General features: G+C 70.9%; 15 protein-coding genes. 13 read left to right on the plus strand and 2 right to left on the minus strand.

The window, feature by feature from the left end; translation table 11 throughout:
* The first annotated feature begins 85 nt into the window (after window positions 1-85).
* Window positions 86-613 (plus strand): hypothetical protein, encoded by a 528-nt coding sequence (locus ACN27F_RS05055; protein ID WP_421431437.1) that lies wholly within the window; start codon window positions 86-88, stop codon window positions 611-613.
* Window positions 610-2100 (plus strand): hypothetical protein, encoded by a 1491-nt coding sequence (locus ACN27F_RS05060; protein ID WP_421431438.1) that lies wholly within the window; start codon window positions 610-612, stop codon window positions 2098-2100. The genes ACN27F_RS05055 and ACN27F_RS05060 overlap by 4 nt, the downstream gene beginning before the upstream one ends.
* A gap of 14 nt (window positions 2101-2114) precedes the next feature.
* Here ACN27F_RS05060 and ACN27F_RS05065 read toward each other — a convergent pair whose 3' ends face one another.
* The gene (locus ACN27F_RS05065) at window positions 2115-3719 is read right to left on the minus strand and encodes a phytoene desaturase family protein (protein ID WP_421431439.1); all 1605 of its coding nucleotides are present in this window, start codon (window positions 3717-3719) and stop codon (window positions 2115-2117) included.
* A gap of 70 nt (window positions 3720-3789) precedes the next feature.
* Between ACN27F_RS05065 and ACN27F_RS05070 the strand changes: the two genes are divergently transcribed.
* The 7 genes from ACN27F_RS05070 (at window position 3790) to ACN27F_RS05100 (ending at window position 8534) form a co-directional block, all read left to right on the plus strand.
* A complete protein-coding gene (locus ACN27F_RS05070) occupies window positions 3790-5235 on the plus strand; it encodes an aldehyde dehydrogenase family protein (RefSeq protein WP_421431440.1) in 1446 nt (481 codons plus the stop codon).
* Between the two features lie 111 nt (window positions 5236-5346).
* Window positions 5347-6399 carry a YihY/virulence factor BrkB family protein gene (locus ACN27F_RS05075; protein WP_421431441.1) on the plus strand — a complete coding sequence of 351 codons (1053 nt, stop codon included), beginning with the start codon at window positions 5347-5349 and terminating at the stop codon, window positions 6397-6399.
* A 99-nt stretch (window positions 6400-6498) separates the two neighbouring features.
* The gene (locus tag ACN27F_RS05080; protein ID WP_421431442.1) at window positions 6499-6909 is read left to right on the plus strand and encodes a DUF2795 domain-containing protein; all 411 of its coding nucleotides are present in this window, start codon (window positions 6499-6501) and stop codon (window positions 6907-6909) included.
* A 40-nt stretch (window positions 6910-6949) separates the two neighbouring features.
* Complete coding sequence (locus ACN27F_RS05085) at window positions 6950-7414, plus strand: SRPBCC family protein (RefSeq protein ID WP_421431443.1); 465 nt, start codon at window positions 6950-6952, stop codon at window positions 7412-7414.
* Between the two features lie 109 nt (window positions 7415-7523).
* Window positions 7524-7766, plus strand: a complete 243-nt coding sequence (locus tag ACN27F_RS05090) for a hypothetical protein (RefSeq protein WP_421431444.1) — start codon at window positions 7524-7526, stop codon at window positions 7764-7766.
* A gap of 58 nt (window positions 7767-7824) precedes the next feature.
* On the plus strand, window positions 7825-8127 hold the full coding sequence (locus ACN27F_RS05095) for a hypothetical protein (RefSeq protein WP_421431445.1): 303 nt from the start codon (window positions 7825-7827) through the stop codon (window positions 8125-8127).
* A gap of 14 nt (window positions 8128-8141) precedes the next feature.
* Entirely contained in the window at window positions 8142-8534 is a 393-nt protein-coding gene (locus tag ACN27F_RS05100; protein WP_421431446.1) for a DUF6401 family natural product biosynthesis protein, read from the plus strand.
* 61 nt (window positions 8535-8595) lie between these two features.
* Here ACN27F_RS05100 and ACN27F_RS05105 read toward each other — a convergent pair whose 3' ends face one another.
* Window positions 8596-9495: a mechanosensitive ion channel family protein gene (locus tag ACN27F_RS05105; RefSeq protein WP_421431447.1), complete on the minus strand. Its 900-nt coding sequence runs from the start codon at window positions 9493-9495 to the stop codon at window positions 8596-8598.
* 141 nt (window positions 9496-9636) lie between these two features.
* Between ACN27F_RS05105 and ACN27F_RS05110 the strand changes: the two genes are divergently transcribed.
* From ACN27F_RS05110 to ACN27F_RS05125, 4 genes are all read left to right on the plus strand, one after another.
* Window positions 9637-11889: a SpoIIE family protein phosphatase gene (locus tag ACN27F_RS05110; protein WP_421431448.1), complete on the plus strand. Its 2253-nt coding sequence runs from the start codon at window positions 9637-9639 to the stop codon at window positions 11887-11889.
* 94 nt (window positions 11890-11983) lie between these two features.
* A complete protein-coding gene (locus tag ACN27F_RS05115; RefSeq protein WP_421431449.1) occupies window positions 11984-12796 on the plus strand; it encodes a VOC family protein in 813 nt (270 codons plus the stop codon).
* 208 nt (window positions 12797-13004) lie between these two features.
* Window positions 13005-14432, plus strand: coding sequence for a glycoside hydrolase family 6 protein (locus tag ACN27F_RS05120; protein ID WP_421431450.1), 1428 nt, complete (start codon window positions 13005-13007; stop codon window positions 14430-14432).
* Between the two features lie 161 nt (window positions 14433-14593).
* On the plus strand, window positions 14594-15181 hold the full coding sequence (locus ACN27F_RS05125; RefSeq protein ID WP_421431451.1) for a general stress protein: 588 nt from the start codon (window positions 14594-14596) through the stop codon (window positions 15179-15181).
* Window positions 15182-15291 lie beyond the last annotated feature (110 nt).

The raw sequence follows: 15291 nt of genomic DNA on the forward strand, positions 1-15291 counted from the left end.
CGATCATCGAACGCAGCGGCAGGCGACGATCACGAACCGTACGTGGTGCGGTCGACCTGTCCCCGACAGGAAGAGGCACCCCCCGATGACCACCGATTCCGCCTGGGACGACTACGTCACCAGCGATTCCAGCTCGATGGACGTGTCGAGCGACCCGGTGACGCTGCCCGAACCGGTCGCGTCGGCGGTGGAGACCAACATGGACGCCGCCGTCGCCGACCAGGAGTGGTCCGACTGGCACTCCGACATCAGCGACTCGTGGACCCAGTCCGCCGACGACTATCTGCAGCACGCGGTGGACAGCGCCGCTGCCGGCTTCGACGGGGCGGCCGAGTCTTCGTTCGAGTCCGCCGCACGCCAGTACGACCTGGCTGCGGAGGAGGCGGCCACGGCGAACGACTACGCCGACGCGGCCGACTACAACGCCACCGCCGCGGTGAACGAGGTCAACCTCTACGACAGCACCAGCGGTTACGACACGACCGCCACCAGCAGCGACTCCTTCGACACCGGCAGCTCCTTCGACACCGGCAGCTCCTTCGACACCGGCAGCTCCTTCGACACCGGCAGCTCCTTCGACACCGGATCAGACTTCGGACTCGGCACCGAATGACCTGGGACAACGGGAACGGCTCCGGGCCTACGGTCGCGGGCGCTGCCGGCGGGAGCCGGCAGTCAGGGCAGCTCGCGGCCGGCGCGGAGCGGAGCATCCGGGCACCGCTGACGATCACCCGCCAGCACCTGATCGTCGCGGTCCGGGACCTGGGTTTCCAACTGACCACCGAGCAACTGACCGCGCTCGAAGCGGTCCGGGGATCCAAGCTCGGCGCGGTCACGCTGACCCCGAGTCGGATGCCGGTCGGGGTGCAGTTCAACCTGGAAACCGTCGGCCAGGATTGCCGGGTGACGGTACGGGTGAGCGACCGCTGGCCGGCGAAGGTCGGCCGCAACTGGGGGGCCACCTCGGTCTATCTCGAAGTGTTCGATGCGGTCCTGTCCACGGTCGACGCCGTGCTGGCCCGGCTGGATCCGGCCGCTGCCGGCAGCTTCACCGCCCGGTGGCGCGACGTCGGGCCGGGGGACGTGACGGCCATGCAGAACGCCGGAGGATGGGCGGCGCAAGCCAGCTCGATGATCACCAGGCACACCACCCGGCTGCTCGACGGCGACGGGCCCAAGCGCGGCGCGCCGGTCAGCCGTACCGGTGCCGGCACCTTCACCTTCGTGGCCCCGGAACGGATCGCCGAGGTCTCGACCGAGTTGGCCGACGGGATGCTCACCGTGGGCACGCTGATCACCAGCCGGCCGGGGCAGATGCCGGCGAACCTGGTCAGCCAGATCCAGTCACTGGTGTACCGCGTCGAGGAGCAGGTGGCGGCGGCCGGCGCGACCGGCGCCGATCCCCGGTTCCGGTTCACGGTCGACGAATCTGAGGTGCCCGTGGTGACGTTCCTGCACCAGCAGGCACAGCTGCGGGAGATGCTTCCGGTTCGGACCCTGCAGGTCTGCACCACCTGCAAGCTGGAGAAGATCGTCAACCCGGAGTTGGAGCGGCTACAGGAACGCAACCGCCGGACGCGTCAGTTGGCGACCACGGTCAGCGCGGTGGTCAGCCCGTTCGTGCTGGCTGGCCGGCTGGCCCAGACCAAGGGACCGGCCTTTGCCTGCCCGCGTTGCCAGGGAATGTCCGCCGACGAGTCGGTGGTCACCTTCTGCCGCCAGTGCGGCGACCGACGGGCCGAGACCGCGCTGCGCTCCTGCAGCAAGTGCACGTTCGACTTCCGTTCGATGCTGCCCAAGACCCCGTTGTGGGTCCGTCCGGACACCGAGCTGACGGCCGACGAGGGCGGCACCGCCGCGCCGCCGCAACCGATCACCGGACCACCCACGCCACCCACGCCACCCACGCCGCAACCGCCGCAACCGTCGCAACCGTCGCAACCGGCCACCGGACCACCCGCGCCGCCCCCGCAACCGGCCACCGGACCACCCGCGCCGCCGCCAGCGGTCGTGCCCGCGCCCGGGTCGGCGTCGGAGCCGGTACCGGTCCAGCGGGCGACCCCGGTGGAGGAGTCCTGGCCCCGACCACCCGGACAGTGATTCGCCCGGCGGCGTCAACGGTAGATGGCCCGTTGCGCGGCGGAGACCACGGCGCCGTACAGGCCACCGGAGACGCTCCGGTCGCGGGCGAGCGCCGCCCGCGCGGCGTTGGCCCCGGGCGCGCCGTGCACGCCACCACCGGGGTGCGCTGACGCCGAAGCGAGGAACAGTCGGTCGACCGGCGTGTCCGCCCGTCCCAGCCCAGGCACCGGGCGCAAGAACAACTGCTGGTACGCGGCGGCGGTGCCGCCGCCGACAGCTCCCCCGACGAGGCTCGGGTTGTGCTCCTGCAACTCGGCGGGTCCGGCCACGTGCCGGGCCCGGACGAGTGTGCCGAACCCGGGCGCGTGCCGCTCCAGCACCGCTTCGATCCGGGCCACGTGTTCCAGGATCTCCTCGGCCCGCCAGGTGGTGCGGTGCGGCAGGTGCGTGTACGCCCACAGCGACTCGGTGCCCGTCGGCGACCTGGTGGGATCGGCCGTGGTCAGCTGTCCGAGCAGCAGGAACGGCTCCTTCGGCACCTCGTCGCAGGCCAGCGCGGCGGCGTACCGGGTCAGGCCGTCCAGGTCGGCGCCCAGATGAACGGTGCCGGCCGTGGCGATTGCCCGGTTGCGCCACGGCATCGGCCCGGACACCGCCCAGTCGACCTTGACCGTCGACCCGTCCCAGCGGAACCGGCGCAGGTCGTCGGTCATCCGGATCGGTAGCCAGGCGGCGCCGACCAGGTCGAGGAAGAGGACCGGCGCCGGTACATCGGCCAGCACGGCCCGTCGGGCCCGCCACAACCGCCCGTCACCGGTGCGTACCCCGACCGCCCGGCTGCGGGCGATCAGCACCTGCTGGGCGGCGGCCCCGGTCACCAGCCGCCCGCCCCGGGTCCGCAGGCGGGCGACCAGGGCGTCGGTGATGCGCTGCGCCCCGCCGACCGGGACCGGCCAGCCGACCTCCTGGCCGAGCATGGCCAGCAGCCATCCGTACACCCCGGACGCGACGTCGTCGGGTGCCAGATCGGTGTGCAGCGCGCAGCCGGCGAGCAGCGCCGGACCGCCCGCACCGGTGAACAACTCCCGGCCGAGCTGACGTACCGGCAGTAGCAGCCGACGGGCGAGCCGCAGCGCCCCGGCGGTCCGCAACCGGCGCACCAGACTGGTGCCGGCGCGCACCGGCGGGAACGGGGTGAACAGGGCGTCGATCAGCGGAGTGGACACGGCACGCCAATCGGCGTACGCGGACAGCCAGCGTTCGCCGTCACCGACGGCGAACGCGTCCAGTGACTCCGCCGTACGCTGCGGGTCGAGGTTGACCACCGCCGCCCGGTCGTCCGGCAGCAGGTGGGCGACGACGTCCGGGGCGTGCCGCCAGCGCAGCCCGAACTCGGCGAGCCGCAGCTCGCGCAGCACCGGTGAGGCGAACCCCAGCGGGTAGAACGAGCTGTACAGGTCGCTGAGGTAGCCGGGCGCGGTCACCTCGGCTGAGCGTACCGCGCCACCGGGCGCCGCCGTCGCCTCCAGCACCAGCACGTCCCAGCCCGCGTCGGCCAGTATGTTCGCCGCGACCAGCCCGTTGTGACCCGCACCGATGACGACCGCGTCAGCTGTCTCCACGACCGAGATTGTCATCGGCGCCCGGCTACCCACGACGCCGGGGGGTCAAACGTTTGCCGACAGTTGCCACGGGAACTACGGCCGGGTGTACGACGTGGAGCAGTTCATCGACGGCGTGTGGGGACGTTTCGGCGACGGCGACGCGGAACTCGTCGTCGACGATCCGTCCGAGGGCGTGCCGGTCAGCCGCAGCCCGGTCGCCACCGCCGCCGACGTGGCGACCGCCGTCAAGTCGGCGGGCGAGGCCGCACCGCGGTGGGCGGCCGTCCCGGCGGCCGAGCGGGCCGCCGCACTGCGCCGGATGGCCGACGCGTTGGCCGGTGCCACGGACCGGATCGCCGAGCTGCAGAGCGCCGAGATGGGCAAGCCACTGGCCGGGGCGCGGGCCGGGATCGCCGCCGGGGTCGCGACGCTGCGCCAGTACGCCGAACTCGGGCCGGTGCACCGTGGCCGGACCCTGGCCGGGGACCCGGCGGCATTCGACCTGATGGCGTACGTGCCCCGAGGAGTGGTGGCGGCGCTGACCCCGTGGAACGATCCGGTGGCGGTCGCCTGCGGGCTGCTCGGCGCCGCGCTGGTCACCGGCAACACGGTGGTGCACAAGCCCAGCGAACGCTGCCCGGCCACCGGCGCGCTGCTGGGCCGCATCGTCGCCGACGAAGTCCCGGACGGCGTGTTTTCGCTGCTGACCGGCGACGGTCCGGTTGGCGCGGCGATCGCCGGGGCGAGCGGTGTCGACCTGGTGGCGCATGTCGGATCGACGGCCGCCGGGACGGCGATCGCGCGGGCGTGCGCCCGGACCGGGACGAAGGCGCTGCGGGAGAACGGCGGCAACGACGCGCTGATCGTCGACGAGCGGGTCGATCCGCAGTGGGCCGCGGAGCAGGCCGCGCTCGGTGCACTGGCCAACTCGGGTCAGCTCTGCGTCAGCGTCGAACGGATCTACGTCCACACCGCGGTCGCCGACGCGTTCGTCGACGCGCTGACCCGGCACTGTCACCGGCTACGGCTCGGGCCGGCACGGGATCCGTACACCGAACTGGGACCGCTGGTGGACCGTCGACACCGCGACCAGGTACACGCCCAGGTGACGGCGGCGATCGCCGACGGTGCCACGGCGCGCTGCGGCGGGGAGATACCGCAAGGACCAGGAGCCTACTACCCGCCGACCGTGCTGAGCGAGTGCACCGACAGCATGACGGTGCTGCGGGAGGAGACGTTCGGCCCGGTGGCGCCGGTGATGGTGGTCGGCTCGTTCGACGAAGCGCTCTCCCGGGCCAGCTGCTCGCCGTACGGGCTGTCCGCGACGGTGCTCACCCGATCGATGACGCACGCGCACCGGGCCTGGCGGGAACTGCCGGTCGGCACGGTCAGGATCAACGCGGTGTTCGGCGGGGCACCGGGCGGGGCGGCCCATCCCCGCCGGGGCAGCGGCGACGGCTACGGGTACGGGCCGGAGCTGCTCGACGAGATGACCGTCAGCAAGGTGCTGCACCTGCAGCCACCCGGTGGCCCCGACGGTCGTTGGTAGTCGCCAGGACGGATCGCCGACGCCACCGACCGTGATCCGCGCCGGCACCGCTATCCTGCGTACCGGCACCCAGGTTTGTCCCAGACAGCCTGCCGGGTAACGGGAGCTGACATGCCGCCGACCAGCACACCTGCCGCAGGTCCCGCCGCCGGCTCCGATAGGCCGGAGCGGGACACGGATGCCTCGGCGAGCGCCACCCACCACCGCGGGGCGCTCGTCGACGAGACCCGCCCCGAGCGTCCGCAGCGCCTGCGTGACCTCCGGTTGGCGACTTGGCGCACGGTACTTGTCAACAGCGGCAAGGAGTTCATGAGGGACAACTGCCCGGACTGGGCAGCCGCGCTGACCTACTACGGCGTGCTCGCGCTGTTCCCCTCGCTGATCGTGATCGTCGCGCTCGTCGGGCTGGTTTCCGAGGGCGACCGGACCGTCGACACCATCGTCGATCTCGCCAACGACGTGGGTGCCGGTGCCGTCGTCGGCAACGACGCCTTCATCGACGTGGTCAACGGGGTCGTCGAGCAGCGTAGTTCGGCCGGCGTCCTGCTCAGTTTCGGTCTGCTCGGCGCGCTCTGGTCAGCCTCCGGGTACGTGCGGGCTTTCACCCGCGCCGCGAACGCCATCTACGGGGTCACCGAAGGGCGGCCCTTCTACAAGCTACAGCCGGCGCAGCTCGGGCTGACCGCCGCAGGCCTGGTACTGCTCGCCCTGGTAGCGGCGATGCTGATCGTCAGCGGACCGGTGGCCGACGCGGTCGGCGATCTGCTCAATCTGGGTCAGGTTCCCCGTACCGCCTGGGATCTGCTCAAGTGGCCGGTGCTGATCGCCATCGCGATGGTGCTGCTGTCGCTGCTGTTCTGGATGGCACCCAACGTCCGCCAGCCCAAGGTCCGGTGGCTGGCGCTCGGTGGGGCGGTCACCCTGCTGATCTGGGCGCTCGCCTCGGTGGGCTTTGGCACCTACGTCGCGTACTTCGGCACCTACGACGTCACCTACGGCAGCCTCGGCGCGGTGATCGCCTTCCTGGTCTGGCTCTATCTCACCAACGTCGCGGTGCTGCTCGGGGTGGAGATCAACGCGGAGGTCCAGCGCGGGCGGGCGATCCAGGCCGGCGAGCCCGATCCGACCGACCCGGTGCTGCCGCCACGTACCCCGGCCGCCTGAACAGCCGGCTCCGGCTGCGGTCTGGTCCCGAGCGGCGCCCAAGTCGAACCCTGCCCGAGTCCGGGTTTAGCCCTGCCCGAGTCGGGTAGTCGATTAGCTATGGAACGCGGCAACAGCAAGCACGGCCCCCGGATGGACGACAGCATGGCCCAGGAGATCCGCGGGACCACGCAGGGCACCACCGGTGGCCGGGCAGAGGAATGGCATGAGGCGGAGCCGCCGGGCGAGGACCAGCCGGAGCCGAGCACGGTGCCGGCCGGTGACAACCGTTCCGGTACGCCACAGGGTATGACCAGCGAAGAGGTGGAACAGCGGAGCCGACTCGGCCGCTACATCAACCTTTCCGCGTTGCCCGGAGACCGGGCGACGCTGCGCCGCAGCGCCGAGGAGAACGAAGCGCCCGACGACGTGCTCGACGAGATCGAGCACCTTCCGGCGGGGCGCACGTTCCAGACGGTCTCCGAGGTGTGGGCCGCCCTCGGCCATGCCAACGAGACGACACGCTGGTGACCGCCCGCGCGCGGGCCAGCAGGTAAGGAGGATCGTCGAAATGGGTGCAGTGACCGAATACGTCGATGTCGCGGTGCCGGTCCGTGCCGCGTACAACCAGTGGACCCAGTTCGAGGAGTTCCCCGAGTTCATGGAGGGGGTCTCCCAGGTTCGGCAGGTGTCGGACACGATGACGCACTGGCGGACCGAGATCGCCGGGGTGACCCGGGAGTTCGACGCGAAGATCACTGAGCAGATCCCGGACGAGCGGGTGGCGTGGACCGCCACCGGCGGAGTGAAGCAGGCCGGTGTGATCACCTTCCACCGGCTCGACGACCATCACACCCGGGTGACGGCCCAGCTGGAGTTCGATCCCGAAGGCCTGGCCGAGCAGGCCGGCGACAAGCTGGGGATCGTCGATCATCGGGTCTCGGGTGACCTCAAGCGCTTCAAAGAGTTCATCGAGAACCGTCATGGCGTGGAAACCGGCGCCTGGCGCGGCGAGGTTCCCCGGCCGCAGCCGTGACCGCCGACGCATCCACTGACACCGTCCGCTGACACCCGCCGCTGAAGACGGGCAGCGGGGCCGGCGAGCGGCTGGTTTGTCCGGTGTCGGCCCGGGTACGCCAACCGGTATGACTGAATCCACCGACGGGGTGTGGCGCGACGAGCAGCGGCTACCCCTGCGTGATCTGGACCGGGCCGTCGCCCCGGCGGCGCTCGATGGCGAATTCGACGACGTGACGGGTAACGAGGCAGGAGCCGAGGAAGAGTTCGGCAACGGCCCTGAGCCCGCCGACCGGGGCGGTACCCACCGGGCGAGCGATCCGCATCGGGCCTACCGTCCCTCGACGACCGGCCGCAACGGACCGCACTGACCGACAGCCGCACCGACCGACAGCCGCACCGACCGACACCGAGTCGACCGGCCGGGCCGTGTTCGACTGGCTCTCGACGGATCGGACAGCCATCCCCGGCCGATCGGCTGACGGCGGTCCGCGCCTGGCGCGCGAGACTTTCTGGATGCGTCCCGCCACTGGATTCCTCAGCACGCGCCAGCGACGCTTCGCCTGGCTCGGTTTTGTGTTGGCCGCGCTTCAGGCTCCGCTCTCGGCCTATCTGCTCACCGACGGCTCCTGGCTGTTCAGCGTGTGCGTCGCGCTGATGGTGGCCACGGTCATCCTCGCGGACGACGCCATGCGACGGCGGCCGGCCGAGGCCGACCGCCGGGTCGAGTAGCCTGCGTTTCGATCGTGACCCCCTTCGGCACTTCTGCGCGTGGTCTGCTGGCCGCGCCGTCGGCGATCCGCTCGGCACGTACCGCCCTCAACGAGCTGCAGGTGACGATCGGCGGTCCTGGTCTGGCGGCAATCGCCGCCCGGCCTGGCCTGCTGGCCGAGGTCGACCAGCACCGCGCCGCGGTCAGGGACCGCCTGCTGGGTGACTTCCGGCCACTAAGCGAGGTGACGCTCGCCAGGTACGCCGAGGGGGTGCGGGACGCGGCGATCGAGTGCGGCTGGCAGCCGCCCGCCGAGCCCGTCCAGGACTGGTCGGGCACCGACTGGGTGACTGCCCGGCTGCTCGCCGTCTGCCAACTCGCCCGTACCTCACGATCAACTCGCCCGTACCTCACGATCTTGGACTAGTCGCGACTTTTTGTCCGATCAATCCCACGACTAGTCCAAGATCGTCGAGGTGGGTGTGGCGTCAACTGCGGGTCGTACCGCCGGGCCGGCTACCGCCCGGCATGGTGCCGCCCGGTTGACCGGCGCCGGGTCCGGCGGTACCGCGTCCGCTGGCTGACTCCCGGCCACCGGACATCGCCGGAGCCTGCTGGGTCTGCGGGATCACCTGGGTCGGCTCGGCCATCCGCCGCCCGACGTCGTCGCGACCCGCCTGGTACGCCTGGGCGCTGTCGCGTACCGCCTGGGATTCTTCCGCCATCCGGGTCAGCCAGCCTTCCCACCGTTGCTGCATCGGCCGCACCAGCCCGCCACCGACACCGACGATCAGGATGCCGGCGATCGCGGCGAGCACCGCGATCAGCACCGGAGTCGTGACCGTGGTGGCGATGCCGACCTGGTTCAGCGCGGCGATGATGCCGAGTGCGATGATGAACACCGACGCGGCGGTGGCCAGCAACCGGCCGTAGGACAGACCGCCGAGAGCGCCCGAGACGAGGTCGCGCACCGCGGTGGCGATCGCCGCGGCGACGACCACGATGACTATCGCGACGAATGCCCGGGGCAGCCACGCCACCACCGCGCCGATCAGGTCACTGATCGGGTTCGGTCCCCAGACGCCGAATGCGAACTGCAGCGTGAACAGCAGCACCGCGTAGTACGCCAGGCGGGCGAGAATGTCGCTGGCGTCGTACCGGGTCCGCTCCAGCGCCCGGCCGACTCCCCCACGTTCCACGGCACGGTCGAATCCGACGCGTTCCAGCGCCGCGTCGACTCCCTTGAGCACTGCCCGCGCGATCAACCACCCGACCACCAGAATCACGATGAACGCGATGGCCCGGGGCACGAAAAGTATTACTGAACGCCACATATCGCTCAGCGCATCGCCGATGTCGACCTGCGCCGACGCGTACGTCGAGGACATCCGGTCCCCCCTTCGCCTCGTCTACCGATGCGTCGCCTCGCTGTCGTACGGACGCGCTGCATCGCCTACCGCCGGCCCGGGTACCCACCCTCGGGCGGTCCACGCCACCCAACGGCACGGCGTCCGGATAGGCTGCAACCCGTGACAGGCACGGCCGGGCAGACCCGGGACAGTTCCCCGGGGGTGCCGGCTGCGCGGGTTCAGCCGCCGGCCGCAGCCGACGGCGAGGCACCGTCTGGGTCAGCCGCGACGCAGTCCAACCCGGCTGCCCCGCCGCCGCAGCTTCGGCAGTACGAGTACGACTGGTCGGGCACCGCGCTGGGTCCACTGCCCTCCTGGGATCCGTCGCTGCGGGCGATCGTCGAACTCGTACTCGCCTCGCCGGTGCCGATGGCGCTGGTCTACGGCGACGACTTCTTGATGATCTACAACGACGCGTACGGCGATCTACTCGGTGCCAAGCACCCCGAGGCGTTCGGGCAACCGGCGGCGGACGTCTTCGCCGACGTGTGGCATCAGGCCGGCGTCGGGGACGTGGTCGAGCGGGTCTACCGTACGGGTGAGCCGTTTCTCGAGTCGGAGACCGTGGCCCCGTTCAGCGGGAGCGCCGGTCGACTCGCCCGCACCGCGTTCACCCGCGGCTATTCCGCGGTCCGGGACAGCCACGGGAAGATCATCGGCATGCTCTCGGTGGCCACCGAGACCGGCGGCGCCATCACTCACCGGTTGCAGGGCCTGTCCGAGTTGACCTCGGCGCTGGCGGGCACCCTCACTTTGGACGACGTGGCCCGGGTCGGGCTGCGCTACGGCCTGGCCTCTCTCGACGTCGACCAGGTGGCCATCGGCATCGACGACGGCGGTGGGTGGCGGGTGGTCCGCCGGGTACGCGGCGAGCTGCTCGACGAGGCGGACGAGCGGCTGCCGCCGGTGTGGCGTCGCTTTCCCCGGGACGCCACCACTCCGTTGGTGACCGTGGGCGGCACCGGCGTGCCCCGCTTCACCACTGCGGGCCGACCGCTCGCCAGGCATGCCGCCGACCGGCACGACGAACGCGTCGAAGCGCTCGCCGCGCTGCCGTTGCGCACCGGCTCGTTGCGCGGCGGGATCACCTTCGGCTACCGGGAACCGCACCAGTGGGCACCGGCCGAACGGGCCTTGCTGGCCGCCGTGGCGGAGCTGATCACCCAGGCGGCCGAACGCGCCCGCCGGTTCGAGACCCAGCACGGCACCGCGCAACTGCTCCAACGCAGCATGCTGCCGGAGCAGCTGCCGGACCTGCCCAGGTTCCGGCTGGCGGCACGCTACGACCCCGGGGTGGACGGCAACTCGGCCGGCGGGGACTTCTACGACGCGTTCCGGCTGCCCGGCGAACAGCTGGCCGTCGTCCTCGGCGATGTCGCCGGACATGACGTACACGCCGCCGCGCTGATGGGTCAGGTCCGGGCGGCGTTGCGTGGTCTGGCGCTGACCGATCCGCAGCCCGCCGCCGTGCTGCACGGCCTCGACCGGCTGGTGCAGAGCCTCGGCGCGGAGAGCCGCAACGAGGAGCTGTTCGTCACCGTCCTGTACGGCGTACTGGACCTCAGCAGCGGTCGGTTGACCCTCGCCAGCGCCGGCCACCCATCGCCCCTGGTCCGTCGCTGGGCGCCAACGCCAGCGCCGGCCCTGGCTCCCGCCCCGGCCGCGGTGCCGCCAGCGCCAGCTGCGGTGGCGCGGTTCGTCGATGTGCCACCCGGCGTGCCGCTCGGGCTGACCGGCGACCGCCGACCGATCATCGTCGATCTGCTGCCCGGCGACACCCTGCTGATGTTCAGCGACGGTGTGGTGGAGCGGCGCGGTCAGGCTCTCGGTACCGGGCTGACGGATTTGGCGCGGGCGGTGGCGGCGACCAGTACCAGCGACCCCCGCAACCTCTGCGCGGTGGCGAGCGCGGCGGTGGCCGGCACCACCGACGACGACGTGGCCGTGCTGGCCGTGGAGCACGCCGCCGCACCGAGCCGGTCCGCCGGACTACTGGTGCCCGCCGAGCCGATCGCGCCGAGCCGGGTACGGCATTGGCTGGCAGACCAGTTGGCCCAGTGGCGGGTACCGGAATCGGTCATCGGGGCGGCGGTGCTGTGTGCCAGCGAGCTCACTACCAACGCGTTGCTGCACGCCGGTACCGAGGCACGGGTGGAGATCGACCTCAGTCAGGAACGGCTGTTGGTGTCGGTGTCGGACAGCGGCACCCGCGGGACGGTCAGCCGGGCTCGCACAGACACGCTGAGTAGTCGCGGTCGTGGACTGGGGCTCATCGAACAGTTGAGCGACGCGTGGGGCACGGACCCCTCGGTACGCGGGTCCACCGTCTGGTTCGAGATCATGCTGCCCGACCTCGGCACGCCGGACCGGTAGCCACAGAATAACGCTAAGCAAGGACAAATCGGCCATTCAGCCGAGCCGCGCCAGGCCGCTTCGTAGCGTAGGGTGGCTAACCACGCTGATCGGGATGAACGACGCGGAGAGGTACGGCAGGGTGCGAATCAGAGGCTACGCTCCGGGGACTCCGTGCTGGTCCGAGCTTGTCAGTAACGACCCCGCGAGCTCGATCGAGTTTTATCACGAGCTGTTCGCCTGGAAGCCGGTCGACCGCCCTGCGTCCCCCGGTCACGTCGACTTCCACCTGCGCAACATGGCCGTGGCCGGGCTCGCCCCCACAGTAACCGATCAGCAGCCGTCGGCCTGGCTGACATACCTGGCCACCGACGACGTGCCGGCCGCCGTCGACGCGATCACCGGTGCCGGTGGGCAGGTGGCGCAGCCACCCACCGGCTATCCCGGCCGGGGCGCTGGCGCCCTGGTCGCCGATCCGCAGGGAGCTGTCTTCGGGTTGTGGCAGCGAGGTCCCTTCCCCGGCGCCCAGGTGTCCGGCGAACCCGGCGCCACATGCTGGAACGAGTTGGCGGTCCGGGACACAGCGAGCGCCGCCCACTTCTACGGCGGGCTCTTCGGATGGACGACCAGGGCAAGCATCTACAGCGACTCGGACAGTTACCGCGAATGGTTGGACGGCAGCCGCGAGATCGCAGGGCTCATCGAGATGGGCGAACTCTACCCGCCGCAGGTGCCGGCACACTGGCGGACCACGTTCGAGGTGGACGACTGTCCGGTGACGGTCGGCCGCTGCCGCGAGCTGGGCGGCCAGGTCAGCTATGGGCCGGTCGAGGTCGGACCGGGAAGCTACGCACAGCTGACCGACCCGCAGGGGGCCGCGTTCGGCATCATCGCCCTGCTCCCCGAGTTCCGCGCACCCATGGCGTGATCCGTTCCGTGACCGGCATTCGGCGCACGACATGACTCGGGGCCTTCGCCCCGAGTCGTACTGATATTTCACTGTCTGTCAGATTCACCCCTGCTGGCGTCACAGCCTCTTCACATATCGGCAACACACCCGTACGGTAGTCGATATCCATGGGAGCGCTTCCACTGAGCTCTCTCAATATATCGTCCCTACCCGGAGGGAGTCAGCGATGCGCAGGAAATCTGCGCTCACCGCGGTCGGTACCGCCGCCGTCATGGCGTTCACGGTGGCCGCGGTAGGTGTCGGGCTGTTGCAGCCCCGCGCTGCCGAGGCAGCCGATTCTGTCTTCTACGTCGACCCCGACACCCAGGCCGCGCGCTGGGTCGCGGCGAACCCCGGCGATTCGCGGGCAGCGGTGATCCGCGACCGGATCGCCAGCGTGCCGCAGGGCCGCTGGTTCACCCAGTACAACCCCAGCGAGGTGCGTGCCGAGGTCGATGCCTTCGTCGGCGCCGCAGCCGCCGCCGGCAAGATCCCGATCCTGGTCGTCTACAATATCCCGAACCGTGACTGCAGCAACCACAGCGGCGGCGGCGCGCCCAACCACAGCGCCTACCGGCAGTGGGTCGACCAGGTCGCCGCCGGGCTCGGCGGCCGGCCGGCGTACATCGTGCTCGAGCCGGACGTACTCGCCCTGATGGGTACCTGCATGGACGCCGGCGAGCAGGCCGAGGTCCGGGCGTCGATGGCGTACGCGGGCAAGGCGCTCAAGGCCGGTTCGACGCAGGCCAAGGTCTATTTCGACGCCGGCCACTCCGCGTGGCACGCTCCCGCCACCATGGCCAACCTGCTGGTCGGGGCGGACGTCGCGAACAGCGCGGACGGCATCTCCAGCAACGTCTCCAACTACCGGAGCACCAGCGAGGTCACCAACTACGTCAAGGCGGTCATCAACGCGACCGGCGCCAACCAGCTGACCGCAGTCATCGACACCAGCCGCAACGGAAACGGTCCGCTCGGTTCGGAGTGGTGCGACCCCGAGGGCCGGGCCATCGGCACGGCAAGCACCACGAGCACCGGTGACACCAAGATCGATGCGTACCTGTGGGTGAAGCTGCCGGGCGAGGCGGACGGCTGCATCGCCGGCGCCGGACAGTTCGTGCCGCAACGGGCGTACGAGCTGGCGTTGGCCGCTGGACCGACGACCCCTCCGCCACCGACCACCGCACCACCCACGACCGCACCACCGACCACCGCACCACCGACCACCGCACCGCCTACGACCGCACCACCGACCACCCCGCCACCGACCACCGCACCGCCTACGACGAACCCGCCCGCCGGCACCTGCGGCGTCAGCTACAGCACCAACCAGTGGACCGGCGGATTCACCCGCGAAATCCGGATCACCAACCGGGGCGGTGCGATCAGCGGCTGGACGCTGGTGTTCGACGGGGGTTCCAACACCAGCCTGAGCAACGGCTGGAACGGCGTGTGGAGCCAGTCAGGTGGCCAGGTCACGGTACGCAACGCCGCATGGAACGGCTCGCTCGCCTCCGGGGCGACGGTCAGCATCGGATACCAGGGCACCTACAGCGGAGGTAGCCTCCCACCGCCGACCAACTTCACCCTCAACGGCGCAGCCTGCAGCAGCTAGCGCCAGCGGATAACGACCGCGTACGCCGGTCGGCCGCCCCTGGTCCGGCCCCTGCCCGACATCGTCGGGCAGGGGCCGGACCCCGTAGCGCGCGTTGCGTCCCGGTGGATCGGGTTACCACCGCACGGTTGCGGGCACTCAGCACCGGGAAGGAGGCCAAGATGACGAGATCCACTATCCGGACCGACGCCGCGTCGCCGGGCACGCTGGGCGACACGGCCAACTTCCCGGCAGGTCCTGCCGGGTATCCCACGACTCCGGGGGCCGTACCAGGTGCCACCGACCAGTCCCAGGCGACGGTGACGGTAGCGACCTTTCCCGACTACGCGTCGGCACAACGGACGGTCGACTATCTGTCGGACCACCAGTTCCCGGTCGAGCGGAGCGCGATCGTCGGCACCAGCCTGCGGTTGGTGGAGGACGTGACCGGTCGGCTCACCATCGGACGGGCCGCACTGGCCGGCGCCGGCACCGGTGCCTGGTTCGGCTTGTTCATCGGCCTGCTCGTCGGGATCTTCGCGGTGGTGAACTGGTTCGGCATCATCATCACCGCGCTGGTCATCGGTGCGGTGTGGGGTGCGGTGTTCGGTGCCGTCGCGCACGCGATGACCGGTGGGCGGCGGGACTTCTCCTCCCGCAGCCTGCTGCAGGCCAGTCAGTACGGAGTGGCCGTGGACGCCCAGTTCGCCGAGCAGGCGCGGCAGGTGCTCCAGCAGATGAACCCGTCGGCGGGCTACGCCATGCAATGACCACGCCGCCCGCACCTCCCGTGTGACCGCGACCGGACAGCATCCGCTGCCCGGTCGCGGTGTTTCGTGCGGTGATGGCGGGTATACGGAGGGCGCACGGGACACCGTAG

It is taken from the genome of Solwaraspora sp. WMMB335 (assembly GCF_049179075.1).
In the GTDB taxonomy this organism is placed as follows: Bacteria; Actinomycetota; Actinomycetes; order Mycobacteriales; family Micromonosporaceae; genus Micromonospora_E.

Excerpts from the sequence above, each read along its gene's own strand:
- ACN27F_RS05055 (WP_421431437.1), top strand. The coding sequence starts at position 86 with ATGACCACCGATTCCGCCTGGGACGACTACGTCACCAGCGATTCCAGC.
- ACN27F_RS05060 (WP_421431438.1), top strand. The coding sequence starts at position 610 with ATGACCTGGGACAACGGGAACGGCTCCGGGCCTACGGTCGCGGGCGCT.
- ACN27F_RS05065 (WP_421431439.1), bottom strand. The coding sequence starts at position 3,719 with ATGACAATCTCGGTCGTGGAGACAGCTGACGCGGTCGTCATCGGTGCG.
- ACN27F_RS05075 (WP_421431441.1), top strand. The coding sequence starts at position 5,347 with ATGCCGCCGACCAGCACACCTGCCGCAGGTCCCGCCGCCGGCTCCGAT.
- ACN27F_RS05080 (WP_421431442.1), top strand. The coding sequence starts at position 6,499 with ATGGAACGCGGCAACAGCAAGCACGGCCCCCGGATGGACGACAGCATG.
- ACN27F_RS05085 (WP_421431443.1), top strand. The coding sequence starts at position 6,950 with ATGGGTGCAGTGACCGAATACGTCGATGTCGCGGTGCCGGTCCGTGCC.
- ACN27F_RS05090 (WP_421431444.1), top strand. The coding sequence starts at position 7,524 with ATGACTGAATCCACCGACGGGGTGTGGCGCGACGAGCAGCGGCTACCC.
- ACN27F_RS05105 (WP_421431447.1), bottom strand. The coding sequence starts at position 9,495 with ATGTCCTCGACGTACGCGTCGGCGCAGGTCGACATCGGCGATGCGCTG.
- ACN27F_RS05115 (WP_421431449.1), top strand. The coding sequence starts at position 11,984 with ATGAACGACGCGGAGAGGTACGGCAGGGTGCGAATCAGAGGCTACGCT.
- ACN27F_RS05120 (WP_421431450.1), top strand. The coding sequence starts at position 13,005 with ATGCGCAGGAAATCTGCGCTCACCGCGGTCGGTACCGCCGCCGTCATG.
- ACN27F_RS05125 (WP_421431451.1), top strand. The coding sequence starts at position 14,594 with ATGACGAGATCCACTATCCGGACCGACGCCGCGTCGCCGGGCACGCTG.